This window comes from Xanthomonas sp. NCPPB 2933 (assembly GCF_056725225.1).
In genome coordinates this window covers 2,778,743-2,791,531 of record NZ_CM161518.1, presented here as the reverse complement: position 1 = coordinate 2,791,531, position 12,789 = coordinate 2,778,743, and the positions used below count along the sequence as shown (strand labels likewise).

15 protein-coding genes are annotated in these 12,789 nt (G+C 62.9%); 6 read left to right on the top strand and 9 right to left on the bottom strand.

What is annotated here, in order from left to right; translation table 11 throughout:
- Nucleotides 1–4: 4 nt before the first annotated feature.
- The 6 genes from AC1PLU_RS11385 to AC1PLU_RS11360 all read right to left on the bottom strand — a co-directional run bounded on the left by AC1PLU_RS11385 (nucleotide 5) and on the right by AC1PLU_RS11360 (nucleotide 4,133).
- Nucleotides 5–475 carry a MarR family winged helix-turn-helix transcriptional regulator gene (locus AC1PLU_RS11385; RefSeq protein WP_481106279.1) on the bottom strand — a complete coding sequence of 157 codons (471 nt, stop codon included), beginning with the start codon at nucleotides 473–475 and terminating at the stop codon, nucleotides 5–7.
- A 159-nt stretch (nucleotides 476–634) separates the two neighbouring features.
- Nucleotides 635–1,321 (bottom strand): glycosyltransferase family 2 protein, encoded by a 687-nt coding sequence (locus tag AC1PLU_RS11380; protein WP_481093218.1) that lies wholly within the window; start codon nucleotides 1,319–1,321, stop codon nucleotides 635–637.
- Nucleotides 1,318–1,914 carry a class I SAM-dependent DNA methyltransferase gene (locus tag AC1PLU_RS11375; RefSeq protein ID WP_481106278.1) on the bottom strand — a complete coding sequence of 199 codons (597 nt, stop codon included), beginning with the start codon at nucleotides 1,912–1,914 and terminating at the stop codon, nucleotides 1,318–1,320. The genes AC1PLU_RS11380 and AC1PLU_RS11375 overlap by 4 nt, the downstream gene beginning before the upstream one ends.
- Nucleotides 1,911–2,672, bottom strand: a complete 762-nt coding sequence (locus AC1PLU_RS11370; RefSeq protein WP_481106277.1) for a PIG-L deacetylase family protein — start codon at nucleotides 2,670–2,672, stop codon at nucleotides 1,911–1,913. The genes AC1PLU_RS11375 and AC1PLU_RS11370 overlap by 4 nt, the downstream gene beginning before the upstream one ends.
- Nucleotides 2,660–3,655: an acyl-CoA dehydrogenase middle domain-containing protein gene (locus tag AC1PLU_RS11365; RefSeq protein WP_481106276.1), complete on the bottom strand. Its 996-nt coding sequence runs from the start codon at nucleotides 3,653–3,655 to the stop codon at nucleotides 2,660–2,662. Before AC1PLU_RS11365 ends, AC1PLU_RS11370 begins: the two co-directional genes overlap by 13 nt.
- Before the next feature lie 109 nt (nucleotides 3,656–3,764).
- Nucleotides 3,765–4,133: a response regulator gene (locus AC1PLU_RS11360; RefSeq protein WP_006448791.1), complete on the bottom strand. Its 369-nt coding sequence runs from the start codon at nucleotides 4,131–4,133 to the stop codon at nucleotides 3,765–3,767.
- A gap of 74 nt (nucleotides 4,134–4,207) precedes the next feature.
- Between AC1PLU_RS11360 and AC1PLU_RS11355 the strand changes: the two genes are divergently transcribed.
- Nucleotides 4,208–5,494 carry a two-component system sensor histidine kinase NtrB gene (locus tag AC1PLU_RS11355; RefSeq protein WP_481106275.1) on the top strand — a complete coding sequence of 429 codons (1,287 nt, stop codon included), beginning with the start codon at nucleotides 4,208–4,210 and terminating at the stop codon, nucleotides 5,492–5,494.
- A gap of 95 nt (nucleotides 5,495–5,589) precedes the next feature.
- Here the strand turns inward: AC1PLU_RS11355 and AC1PLU_RS11350 are convergent, their stop codons facing one another.
- Complete coding sequence (locus AC1PLU_RS11350) at nucleotides 5,590–5,877, bottom strand: hypothetical protein (protein ID WP_043907281.1); 288 nt, start codon at nucleotides 5,875–5,877, stop codon at nucleotides 5,590–5,592.
- 476 nt (nucleotides 5,878–6,353) lie between these two features.
- Here AC1PLU_RS11350 and AC1PLU_RS11345 point away from each other — a divergent pair, with 476 nt between their 5' ends.
- The 3 genes from AC1PLU_RS11345 to AC1PLU_RS11335 all read left to right on the top strand — a co-directional run bounded on the left by AC1PLU_RS11345 (nucleotide 6,354) and on the right by AC1PLU_RS11335 (nucleotide 8,518).
- Complete coding sequence (locus AC1PLU_RS11345) at nucleotides 6,354–6,665, top strand: hypothetical protein (protein WP_023904038.1); 312 nt, start codon at nucleotides 6,354–6,356, stop codon at nucleotides 6,663–6,665.
- A 78-nt stretch (nucleotides 6,666–6,743) separates the two neighbouring features.
- Complete coding sequence (locus AC1PLU_RS11340; protein WP_481106274.1) at nucleotides 6,744–7,160, top strand: hypothetical protein; 417 nt, start codon at nucleotides 6,744–6,746, stop codon at nucleotides 7,158–7,160.
- Nucleotides 7,157–8,518 (top strand): PQQ-dependent sugar dehydrogenase, encoded by a 1,362-nt coding sequence (locus tag AC1PLU_RS11335; RefSeq protein ID WP_481106273.1) that lies wholly within the window; start codon nucleotides 7,157–7,159, stop codon nucleotides 8,516–8,518. The genes AC1PLU_RS11340 and AC1PLU_RS11335 overlap by 4 nt, the downstream gene beginning before the upstream one ends.
- A gap of 92 nt (nucleotides 8,519–8,610) precedes the next feature.
- On the opposite strand, the gene AC1PLU_RS11330 is transcribed toward AC1PLU_RS11335, so the two are convergent.
- On the bottom strand, nucleotides 8,611–9,549 hold the full coding sequence (locus AC1PLU_RS11330; RefSeq protein ID WP_023904041.1) for a universal stress protein: 939 nt from the start codon (nucleotides 9,547–9,549) through the stop codon (nucleotides 8,611–8,613).
- A 14-nt stretch (nucleotides 9,550–9,563) separates the two neighbouring features.
- Complete coding sequence (locus AC1PLU_RS11325) at nucleotides 9,564–10,472, bottom strand: bestrophin family protein (protein ID WP_481106272.1); 909 nt, start codon at nucleotides 10,470–10,472, stop codon at nucleotides 9,564–9,566.
- 200 nt (nucleotides 10,473–10,672) lie between these two features.
- On the opposite strand from AC1PLU_RS11325, the gene AC1PLU_RS11320 reads away from it, so the two are divergent.
- On the top strand, nucleotides 10,673–12,112 hold the full coding sequence (locus AC1PLU_RS11320) for an ATP-binding protein (protein WP_043889221.1): 1,440 nt from the start codon (nucleotides 10,673–10,675) through the stop codon (nucleotides 12,110–12,112).
- A complete protein-coding gene (locus tag AC1PLU_RS11315) occupies nucleotides 12,105–12,749 on the top strand; it encodes a LuxR C-terminal-related transcriptional regulator (RefSeq protein ID WP_006448782.1) in 645 nt (214 codons plus the stop codon). Before AC1PLU_RS11320 ends, AC1PLU_RS11315 begins: the two co-directional genes overlap by 8 nt.
- The last annotated feature ends 40 nt before the right edge of the window (nucleotides 12,750–12,789 follow it).

The following is a 12,789-nucleotide window of genomic DNA, read 5'->3' as shown; positions in this document are numbered from 1 at the left end:
CGTCTTATGGAACGCCGCGTTTGAGGTCGTCCGCAAACTTGCGCATCAGCCGCACCAGTGCATCGAGGTCGCGCTCTTTCCATTCGGAAAAGATGGAGAACCCGATCTTCTTGCGCGCTTCATCGACCTTGTCGGTCATCGTCTTTCCCTTCCTGGTGATCACCGCTTCGCGCACGCGACGGTCGGCAGCGCTCTCGCGTCGGCTGACCAGGCCTTGTTCTTCCAGCTTTGCAACTTGCCGGCTGACGGTGGTGTAGTCGCGACCCACGCGATCGGCAAGTTCGACCACGCCGATCGGCCCGAACCGTTCCACCAATACCAGCAACGGAAATTGCGCGCGCTCCAGGGTGATCCCAGCCTCCAGAATCATCGCTACATCGCGCTGCGGTTGGTTCATGACGCCAACGATCTCAAGCAGCGCGCCATGCAGCTCACGCAGTCGTGCACCTTCAGGCGTGTCTTCGGTTTTCTTCATCAGGGCAGTGCCTTGCGTCCAATGGGTGCATTTTACACCCACTGACGATTGGCAACCGCCTGTCATGAATGACGATGGTGGAGACCGCAAGACCTGTGCCTGCATGTTCGATCTGTCGTTGCTTGATCACGTGTCGCCGTTGAACCGATGGCTGTTTTGCTACGCGTTCTTGCTGGGCACAGGGCTCATCGCCATGACGGCGGCTTCCAGACGGATCAGGTAATCGCTGAATCCGCCGGTGGCGCGGGCGTCGCGGCGGGCGCTGGTATTGACGACCGGGGTGATCAGGCGCGCGATGTGCATGCCGGCATCTTCCAGTGCGCAGACCAGGGCGACGTCTTCGCTGGAGGTGCGCGTGGAAAAACCGCCGGCGGCCAGATAGGCGGCTGCGCTCATCCCCAGATTGGCGCCGTGCACATGCGGATGGCCGTCACAGCGGATTTCCGTGTCCATGAAGGCTTTGCGCGTCTCCGGCCGAAAGTCGCGCCAATCGCCGACCTCCACGACGCCGCAGAACACATCGGCCGCGCAGCCGAGCTGTGCCGACAGCCAGTCCGGTGGCACGCGGGTGTCGGCATCGGTGAAGGCAAGCCAGCGCGCACCGCGGGAGATTGCCGCAGAAGCCGCTGCCGCACGCGCAATGCCGACGCCGCCGCTGGTCTTGAGCGTCATGGCGCCATGCGAACGGGCAATGCTGCCAGTGAGGTCGGTGCAGCGGTCGAGCGCGACATGGATTTCCACGCGCTCGCCATACAACTGCGGATGCCGGGCTGCAACCAGAATGGACTGCAGGCATTGCCCGATCAGCGCTGCTTCGTTGTGCGCCGGAATGGTCACCGCAATCATCGCAGGCGCTCTTGTTGCGCAATCGATGGGCCGGCCATCCACGCCTGCAGCACGAAATCAGGGTCTTGATACGTGCACAGCGTTTCCAGCGCCAATGCATCGTTCAGTCCTTCATGTACCCGCTCTGCAGTGCGCAGCGCGCCCTGGAAGTCGTGACGCCAGTGACAGGCGACAAGGCAACCGCGCTCGCTGAGCGATTGCGCAAACAGTGCAGCGGTTTTTTCGAATGCGGCATCTTCCAGGTAATAGCCGACCTCGCTAAACACGATCAGATCGAAGCTGCCATCCGGCCAATCCGCAGGATGCGCCGCTTGTTGCAGGGTCACATGGCGCATCTGGTCGACGCGCGCACTCGCCAGATCGACCGCCTGCTGAGAGAGATCGGTGGCTAGCAACGCGTCGCAACGTTGCCCAAGTGCTGCAGTGAGTTCTCCGTTGGAACATCCAAATTCCCAGCCTTTTGCAAAGCGCCGATAGGGCAGGGTGCCGAGCAGGATCTCGCGTTTGCGCTGCTCGTACCAACGCGAGCGATAGCCGAACGGGTCGTCATCGGCATACAGCTGCTCGAAATGCGCGACGCTCAAGGCCGTCATCGGATGAACACCTCAAAAGAGCGATCGAACCGTTCCAACACATGCAGCGGCAGAATCGGCGCCGCAACCGCCGGCGTGCACTGACCGATCTGCGTTGCGAAACACTGGATGGCCTGCCGCTTCGCCTCCATCACCGTAGGAGACAACTCGAATCGGGTCGCGCGCTCGTCGGTAAAGACGCCGTCGTCCGGTTGCGACCAATGCCAGGCCCAGACCGGGTATTGCAGCAAGCGCGCACCGCAGGTGTCGCAGGCAGCCTTGGTGGCGCGCGATGCGGCTTCGTGATCGGGATGGCCGTCGCGTTGCCAGGTCACCAGCACCGTATCGTTTGCATCGAGCAAGCCGCCCACAGCCTCAGCGATCCGCACCTCGCACGCAGCCAGTGCGCCGTCACCCAACGCAAGATGGATCAACGCGCCTGGCAACAGACCCAGATGTTGAACGGCTGTGTCGAGCTCCAGCCGACGCGCAGGGCCAAGCACATGCGGCGCCCAGCCCGGTTCGTCGGGATACGCCAGCTCGCCATCGGTGAGCACAATGATCAGCACAGGTACACCAGCCGCGCGTGCAGCTGCGATGAGCCCACCGCAGCCAAGCACTTCATCGTCGGGGTGGGGCGCGACCACGACCAGCCTACCGCTGCCTTGCAGCAGTTGCGATAGCGAGCTGCGCGGCATACCACTCAGACACGCTGCATCGCGCCACACCGACTCGGGTGTGCCTGCGCCTTCGATTGGCTGGCCGGTCAAATCTTCCATGCGAGATCCTGTTGATGGCAGAGCTCACCCAAGGCTTGCAGATCGCGTTCGCCGTGGTGTTGTCGGATGAAGACCGACAAGTCGGCGCAGCGCTGTGCATGCACGCGGTCGCCGCAAAGTGGACCCGGGCCCAGGGCACGGCTGACCCGATCGAGCGTGTCGCGCGCCACTGCCTCGACAACACTGCGTACCTGCAGCACGCCGCGCATCTGCGGATCCTGCGGTTGTGCGTCAATCTGTTGCGCGAGCTGACGCAACAACGCACCAGCAGCGGCCAGGCCTGCGTCGATGGCGCCCAGGTGCGCGGCGGCGTGCGGATCGCGGCGTACGCGAGACGCTGTGCGTAGCACATCGGCAACAGCGATGGTTGCGCCAAACCAGCATGCGGCGATGCCGGCACCACCATGCCAGAACCCTGGCCGTGTCAGATACGCATCGCTCGCTCCAACCTGCTGCGCGGGAACCTTGGTGAAGGTGACATTGGCGGTCTCGATGTCGCGCATGCCGATCGCCTGCCAGCCACTTGCATCGATCTGCATACCGGGTTGATTCAACGCCACCGCAAACAGACAGCTGGCACCGGCATGCTGCGTGGTCACCAACGCGTGCGTGACATGGGCTGCACCAGAGCACCACGCCTTGGTTCCTTCGAGCGTACTGCCGGTAAATCGCATGTCCGAACCAGGTGGCTCCGCCGCCCACACAGCCCAGCGCTGCCCCGGTTCGATCAGTTCGACAGCCAGATCGGCGCAGATGGCCTGCGCGTCGTAATGCGCTTCCAGAAATTTGGCGCCACACAGGTCTTCCGCAGCGATATCGGCGAGCAGCTGCCAGCGTTCGGCAGTTCGGCCGCGCCCCGGCAGAGGAAGCACAGGGTGATCGCGCAACCAGCGTTGCAGCATTGATTGGTTGAGTCCGTTCTTTGCGGCGAGATCGTCAGGCGATGAAAAAACTGAATCGTTGGATGTGATGCGTGCGCTCATCGCAAGGAAGCTAAGCAGCGAGTGGTGCAAAGCGTGTGAGGCGCTCAACCGATGACATCGCTGTGAAGCGGGCCGTGCAATTGGGGGCCGCGCTGCAGCCGCTCTGTTTCTAGTGACCGACGAACGCCTCAATCTGTTGCACCAGACCACGGCGCGTGTAGGGTTTGCTCAGGAAGATGGTGCGCTCGGGCAGCCCGTTGGGCGAGCGGCCCAGACCGGAGGTGAGGATGGCAGGCACATTGTTGCCATTGGAGCGCAGGTAAGAGATGAGACCATAGCCGTCCAGCAGGCCCGGCATCTGAAGGTCGGTAAAGAGCAGGTCGATGCCCGGATGGTTGTCGATGTGTTCGAGTGCTTCCTGGGCGTCTACAGCAGTCACAACCGCATATCCAATATCCGACAGCAACAGCGCAGCGACCTCAAGGGTGTCAACATCGTCGTCGACCACGAGGATCAGTTTTTCGTTCTTGAATTCCATAAAGCAGGTGTTCTGAGGATGCCCGCACCACACTACGTTTCCCACGCGAAAGGCATGTGATCGATTTGAGCACGATGAACACGACGCAAGATTTCCCCGATCATCGTTACCGGCAAGTGGTGGAACTCTCGCTGGATTCCATCAAGGAAATTTCGCTGGATGGGCGCGTAAAATTCGTCAATGCGCATGGTCTGGCACGTGTGGCGGCAGAGCATGCCAGGTCCATCGTGGGCGAGCGCTGGTCGTCGTTGTGGCCGGAAGAATTCAGACAGCGCGTGGAAGATGCGCTTGCAGCTGCTGGTCAAGGATTGTCCCAGCAATTCGAAACCGAGTGCACCGGCGCCGATGGCCAACGCCAGTTCTGGCTGGTGTCCACCAGCCCGCTGCGCGATGCATACGGCAACATCGAAGGCGTGCTGGCGGTCAATCGCGACATCACCGAGCGCCGGCAATCGCAGCAAGCGCTACGCACACTCAACCAGACGCTGAGCGCACGCAACGACCCGTTGATCAGGCAAAGCGAACTGTCCAACGCCATTGGCTACGAGCTCAACAGCAACGACAGTAGCGGGCGCGATGTGGAAGGTGAACTCGATATTGCGCGCGCAGCCCAGCGACTGGCCGAGACCGTTGCCGAGCGGGCGCAGGAGGGAGAGGCCGTTGGGCAATTGCTGGCAGGGGTGGTCCACGACCTCAATAACGTGCTGCAAACCGCGGGCGCTGCCATCGAAGTGGTTCAGTCTCGCGGCGCTGTTATCGCCGAAGACAGGAAGATTCTGCGCATGGCCGATTGCGCTTTGCAGCAGGGCTCGATCATGGCGCAGCGGCTGCTGGTGTTCGCGCGCAATCACCCGTACGCACCCGAAGAGGTGGATCTGAATGAGCTGGTCGCACGGCTGCTGCCCTTGCTGCAACAGGCAGCGGGTAACAAGGTGTCTATCGAGTGGACACCGGCAGCGACCAGGAGCGTGGTGTTGGTCGATCCGCACACATTGGAACGCGCGCTTTTGAATCTGATAATCAATGCACGCGATGTCTGTGGCGAGCACGGCAAGGTCGGTATTGCCGTGGCACAGTGCACGCTTGCCGATGCCGACAAGATAAGCGCTCGCCGCAGTGGCGACTACGTCACCATCGCTGTCAGCGACAACGGCAGCGGCATTACGCCCGAGGTACGTGAGCATTTGTTCGACGCCTACTTCACAACGAAGCCGGCGGGGAAGGGCACCGGCTTGGGCTTGGCGCAAGTCGACGGCGCAGTGAGACAGGCCAATGGGTTCATCGATGTGGCATCCGGGCCCGGGCAGGGCGCGTGCTTCACATTGGGGTTCCCTGCAGTTCGACTGTTCTGGCCAGGTTGAGGCATCGCTACCGGACAAGACTCCCGTACATCTGCAGAATCGAGCTTGGGTAGGTCTTCATCGATCGACACGGCGCCTCGAACGGCGCACCCATGTCAGCTGTCTTCAAGAATGCCCAACGCCGAGAGCTTGCATCTGCCCATCCATTGCCTGGCGTAATGCCTCGCAGCAAGTTGGGTATCGAATCTGACATCCGGCGGTTTATAACCGCGCAGGGTGATGCCATCTTCGAAAGAAACAAGAATTTCCGGAGCGTACAAGGCACCTGCCGGCGCCGTGTGCGCCGTCAATCGGTAGTGACCGATGTTCCGGATCATGGTGAGCCCCATACACACCTCAGTGCCTGCATTGAGCGGCTTGAACCAGTAAGGCTTGCCCAGCAAGAAGTTGTCGATTCCAGATTGGGCGATAATTTTGCAACTTGCAAGGAATCAACGGGATTCATTGCTGCTATTTGCAATGAAGCTTTAAACACGGCAGATCGCATGCTGCACAGGTCGCTCTTAGATAAAAGGATTCATAAAGCAGCGGAACGATTTCATTGCCGGGCTTGTTACTCGATACAGCCAGCGGTGGCGATTAGAAATTGATCAATCAAATGGTGTTCCGAAAGCAATCCACCGCAAATAAAATCGCAACACGCAGCGGACCTCGATCAACAAAAACTACTCACTACGCATCATTGCTGACGTGAATCCGGATTTGAGGCGTGTGCACGTTCTGTGAGATGGCTGGCATCAAACCCTTGAAACTTGCAGAGCCAGCTAGGTGCAAGCCTGACGCCACCCAACCGGCACGCAAAGCGTGAGCTGCCATCGACTCACAACACCGCGACGGTCCACAGACGATCATGGCGCGCATGAACAGCAGTAGCCAGATCTCGGTGCGCGCATTTTCCGCTGCACCCAAGAACACCGCGAGCGATGCCAGCAGTCTTATCGAAGTGCATCTGTCCAGCAGCCCGGATCCGCGCTGGCGTGCCTGCTTCAACTTTGTCCTGCAAGGCCGGGAGATCGCATACCTGCAGGACAAGCCGGTGTTCGACCACGCCAGCTTCAAGGCGACTCTGTTGCCCGGATACGCGGATTCCTTCCGGCAGGAACTGCCAGAGCTCATCGCAGCGGCAAGCGCGCTTGCGCGTGCCCAGACCAACAAAGACGCCAGCCGCTAGCATCCACATTGCGCTTCTCATCACATGCCTGCTGGCAGCATCAAGCCACGTCCAGACCTCGTCCTAAATGAGTCCGCCATGAATTCAACTGCGCTTCCCGCCCGGTCCTGGGCGATCCATCCATTCCATGCCGCCGTGCTCGGTGGCGTGTGGCCACTGTTTCTCGGCGCGCTACTGAGCGACTACACTTACTGGAGCACTTACCAGATCCAGTGGAGCAACTTTGCTTCCTGGCTGCTGGTCGCGGCGATGGTGCTGACCAGCATTGCGCTGGTGTGCGCGATCGTCGGATTCGCGCGTGGAAGCCGCAACGTCATCTACATCATCGCGCTCGGCGCGGCGTGGATCGTGGGCTTTTTCGATGCCTTGCATCATGCGCGTGACGCCTGGGCAGTGATGCCGGCGGCACTGGTGTTTTCAGCGATCGCAACCGCGTTTGCGTTGGTCGCAACCTGGGCGGGATTGTCCGGCCTGCGCGTAGGAGGTGCACGATGAAGCGTCAAACCATCACGATCATTGCAGTGTCCGTACTCGCTGCAGCACTGGCCGCCTGCAACAAGGCGCCCGAGCTCAATCAGCGTGGCGCCACTCCGGAGCTGCCGGAGCCCGACCGCGGCCTGATGCCCGACATGACCATCGCCAAGCCCACCGCGTGGGGCGACCGGCGTCCGACCGTGCCATCCGGCTACCGCATCGCTGCGATCGCCACCGACCTGGGCATTCCGCGCCAGACCCTGGTGTTGCCCAATGGCGACATTCTGGTGGCCGAAGGTCGCGGTGGCGGCGCGCCCAATCTCAAGCCCAAGGACGTGATTGCCGGCGCGATCAAGGCCAAGGGCAATACATCGGTAAAAAGCGGCAACCGGCTGACCTTGTTGCGCGATGCCAATGGCGACGGCACCTATGAACTGAAGACCGTGTTCGCCGAAAACCTCAACGCGCCTTACGGGCTCGCGCTGATCGGCGACGCGCTCTATGTCGCCAACCAGGATGCGTTGGTGCGCTTCGACTATCGCGAAGGGCAGACCAAGGCGAGCGGCGCGCCAGCCAAGGTCACCGACTTGCCCTCGGCCATCAACCATCACTGGACCAAGGCGCTGACCGCCAGTGCAGACGGGCGTTACCTGTATGTGGCGATCGGCTCCAACAGCAACATCACCGAGCGCGGCATGGCGGTGGAGATCGATCGCGCGCAGATCTGGCAGGTGGATCCGGCAACCGGTGCGCACAAGCCTTACGCCACCGGCATCCGCAACCCCACCGCACTGGCGATCCAGCCGGGCAGCGGTGTGTTGTGGGCCGTGGTGAACGAGCGCGATGAAATCGGCCCGAACCTAGTTCCCGATTATCTGACTTCGGTGCGCGAAGGCGGCTTCTACGGCTGGCCTTACAGCTATTGGGGCAAGCATGTGGACACACGGGTGATGCCGCAGGATCCGCAAAAGGTCGCATCGGCCATCACTCCTGACTACGCGTTGGGCTCGCATGTCGCTGCACTCGGCGTTGCATTTTCATCTGCAGCGATGGGGACGCAGTTTGCCGACGGTGTGTTCGTTGGCGAACACGGCAGCTGGAACCGCGACCCGCCGGTTGGCTACAAAGTGGTGTTCGTCCCCTTCCGCGATGGTCGCCCGGCAGGCGATGCGATCGACTTCGTCTCCGGCTTCCATGGCGACGATGGCCTGACTCGCGGCCGTCCGGTCGGCGTCACCGTCGACCCACGTGGTGCGCTGATCGTTGCTGACGACCTGGCCAATACCATCTGGCGGGTCACGCCCGATGCCGCGCCCAACGCCGTGCCGAATCCCGCACCTGAGGCGGCGCCCGCTGCGGCGCCCGCTTCACCAAACTAAGCGACACAGCGACTCACTGCCAATGCCCGGTTCCGCAAGGAGCCGGGCGTTTGCGTGTCTGGAACAACAAAACAGCTGGCCTGTTGCGATCCTCACCCATGCAGCTGAAGACGCTGCACGCGCGCAAGCAGCCGGCTCGCCAGACCGGTCGCTTGTCCCTCAAGCGACGGCCCCACCGTGACCCGCAATGCCGGAGCGCGCAGCCGGCCGGGTGGCAGGCAGATCAACACGCACGGCGTCTTCGCCAATGCGGCATGCAGCGAGGAGCGCCAGACACCGCGACGCACCACGGCATCGTGTTCGACCACCAGCACATCGGCGCGGGCACGTTTGAGCAAGCTGGCGATTTCGCGCCGTGGGTTGCCGACCGCCACGTGGATGCGCACGCGTAAGTCGTCGTCCTGCAACTGCGCGGCAAGCTCGCTCAGCCAATGGCTGGCTGCCGATTCGGTCAAGGGTTGGTCGTTGAACAGGCTGTCCATCAGCAAGCCCTCGCTGATGTCTGGCATCACATGCAGCAGGTGCAGGTCTGCGCCGCGACGACGAGCCAGCGCTGCCGCATCGCGCAAGGAGTCCAGGCTGGTTTCGCGGCCGGTGATCCAGCAGGCCACATGCCCACCCACTGCACCATCGCGCGGCAGCGCCTCGGCGTAGGGCAGGGTCAGCATCGGCGTGGCCACGCGCTGCAGCACCCGCGCACGCAGGGAGACATGCAACGGCCGCGGCAGGCCGGTGCGTTCGGAGGGCGGCATGATCAGCAGCGCATCGTTGCGGCTGCGGCAGAACGAGACGATACCGGCGGCGGCCGGGCCGCTGCTCAGCGCACGTTCGCAGCCCGGGTAGTTGGACGCTTCGGCAAAGAAGGAGTCCAGCGATTGTTGCGCCTGCGCACGCTTGCCCTTGGCATGCACATGCAGGATGGTCAGGCGTGCACGCAGGCGGTCGACCAATTGCGCCACCGTCGGGATCGCGGCATGGCAGGTCTCGGAAAAGTTGGTGGCAAAGATCAGCTGGGTGGGCGTGGTCTGCATGGCTGTGTCCCTGGTCAGTAGATGAAACCGTCGATGGCGCGCACCTCGCGCAGCGGCACGCGCTGGCCAAGCATTTCGCGCAAGGTCAATTCGATCCCGCGCGACAACGCGGTCATCGGGGTGTCGTGCACGGTGTTTTCGAACGGGTCCTCGATCGCGCTGCTGGCGCTGTCGATCGCGATCAACGTGAAGCTGATCAGCACCGAGGCGATCGGCATCGCCAGGCCCATGCCGGCGATCAGGCCGAGCGGCACCAGCCAGCAATACAGGTTCACCAGGGCGCGCGGCAGCGACGAGAACTGGCGTGGCAGCGGCGTGTTCTTGATGCGCTCGCAGGCACCCTGGATATTGGCAAGCGTGGTCAGGTTCGCATCCAGCGACGACCAGCGCAGGCTGTCGAGCATGCCCGAGGCACGCGCCTGCTGCAGCTGTTGCCCCAGGCGCAAGGTCAGGGCATTGGGGATGTTGGCATAGACACGGAGTGCGTCGGCCTGCTCTGCGCCGAGCAGGCCGGCCAGTTCCGGAAACGGATTCTGCTTGCGCAGATGGCAGCGCAGCGCATGGACGAAGGCTACCTGATGCACCACGATGTCGTCGCGCAGTGTGACCTGATCTGGATCGGCTGTGTCCACATCCAGTGCGGTCAGCGCCTGCCGGGCGATCGCACGCGAAGTGTTCACCAGCGACCCCCACAGCTGACGCGCCTCCCACCAACGGCCATACGCGGCATTGGCGCGGAACGCGAGGAAGATCGTCAGCGCCGATCCCAGTTGTGCAAGCGGCAACGCCTCGATCGACAGCCAATGCCAATCGACAAAGGTGTAGAGCCCGGCCACCGCGCAATCGAAGGCCAGCAGCACCAGCAAGCGCTTGTAGGTCTTTGGCCAGATACGGCGCAGCGGAAACGTATCGCGAAGAATCATGGGAGGCGGCATCGACGTGGGTGCCGCCATTACACCCAGCCTCCACGGATGTGTCTGCCATCCTTGCGCCAGCGTTGGACGGGCACTGCGCCGTCCAACGATGCCGTCCAGCTATCTTTCGATAGGATGCAATAAGCGGGCGCCGCCGCAATGCTGTGACATGCGCAACGCTGGTCGATGATTGGGAACGTGGTGAAGCGATGGACAGACTGAGATTGCCGTTCAAATGGCGCGGGCAGGTGGTCAGGCTCAATCGCGCTCCCACGCTGTGGGCGTCGCTGGCCATGCTGGCGCTGCTGGTGCTGGCCGAGTGGTACTCACACCTGGGCGTGTCGCTCGGGCTGCTGTACATCCTGCCGGTGGTGCTGGCCGCAACCGTGCTGTCGCGGCGAAACATCGTCATTGCCGCCGTCGCCTGTGCGGCGCTACGCGGTCTGTTCGTCACCGAAGAATCGTTGGTCGAGCAGGCCTTGCGCTTCTTCATGGCGACCATTGCCTACGCCGGCTGCGGCCTGCTGGTGGCCGAGATCAGCCGCACCCGCCGGGTGATCCTCTCGCACTACGTGCAGCTGCGTGCCGAACAACGCCTGCGCCGGCGGCTGGAGCGGCAACTGCGCCTGCTTGCCGAGAGCAGCCCCGCCGCGCTGCTGACCGTGGCCGGCGATGGCCGTATCGTCGCGGCAAACCGCGCCGCCCACGAAATTCTCGACATGGCCGAGGAGGGCGGGCTGCAAGGGCGCGCCGTGCGTGACTTCCTGCCCCTGCTCGACGACGCGCTCAGCATGAGCGCCAACCTCGACGGCATGCGCACCTCGGCCAGCACCTGGGGCCGGCGCGACGATGGCAGTACCTTTCCTGCAACCACCTGGTTCTCGGTCTACGAAGACAGCGAGGAGCGCCATCTGGCCGCGATCCTGGTCGACACCAGCGAAGAAGTGCGCGCGCGCGAATCGGCGCACTTCGATGACCTGCTCAAGAACAATCGCTTACTCGCCGGCGCCGTCTCGCATGAGATCCGCAACCTGTGCTCGGCCGCGGGCGTGGTGACCTCCAATCTTGCCCGTCATCCGGCCATCCGCGCCGATCCGGACCTGGCCGCATTGCAAAGCCTGGTCGCCGCATTGATGGAACTGGCCTCGTTCAACCTGCGTCGGCAGACCCCGCATGCGGCGCACGAGACCCGCCTGCAGACCCTGTGCAGCGAGTTGGACGTGATCATCCGCTCGGACTGGGACGACATCGATGGCCAGCTGGTCATCCAGATCCCGGCGGACTTCCCGGCGGTGCACGGCGACCGTCATGCGCTGTTACAGGTGCTGCTCAACCTGGCACGCAACGCGCTGCGTGCGGTGCAGCCGTTGCCGCAGCCGCGGCGCCAGCTGATCGTCAGTGCTCGCATGGAGCAGGGCAGTGCCGTATTGAGCGTGCGTGATACCGGCCCGGGCATCGCCGAGCCCGGGCGCTTGTTCCAGCCGTTTCGCAGCGATAGCGATGGGTCTGGATTGGGGCTCTACATCTCGCGCGCCTTGATGAGCAATCAGGAGGGCGCGCTGCGCTACGCACCGGGAGGCGAGGGCGCCTGCTTCGAGCTGCACATGCCGCTGGCCCATGCACCACTGGCGGAGACGCTGGATGGATGAGTCGCGGCGTAATCCGGTGCGTCTGTATCTGCTCGATGACCACACGCTGTTCCGTGAAGGCCTGCTGCGCCTGCTCGGTGCCGACGCACGGTTCGATGTGGTCGGGCAATCCGGCAACCTGGCGCAGGCGATCGTGCAGATCGCATCGCTGGCACCGGACGTGGTCATCCTCGATTACGACATCGGCGAATACAACGCGCTGGACTACATGCGCCGGCAGGCCGACCAGGCCAAGCGCCCGGCAACCCTGGTGGTCACCGCCGGGCTTCCCGAGCGCGATGCGCTGGCATTGATACGCCTGGGCGTGTCGGGCATCTGCCGCAAGGACGTCTCCACCGACGAGCTGATCGACAGCATCCATGCGGTTGCGATGGGCCGTGTGTTGATCGACCAGCGCTACCTGCAATCGCTGGTCGCCCAGGACACCCAGGAAAGCCGCCCCAGCTTTACCGAACGCGAGCGCGAAGTGCTGCGTGGTCTGTTGCGCGGCCAATCCAACAAGTTGATCGCCCGCCAACTCGGCAGCTCGGAAAGCGCCATCAAGGCCACCTTCCAGCAACTGTTCAACAAACTGGATGTGCGCTCGCGCAGTCAACTGGTGATGGTGATCCTGCAGGACTATCGCGATCTGGTGTGAGCCTTGCCACCCTGATGGACATGCGCCGTTTGCTAGCATG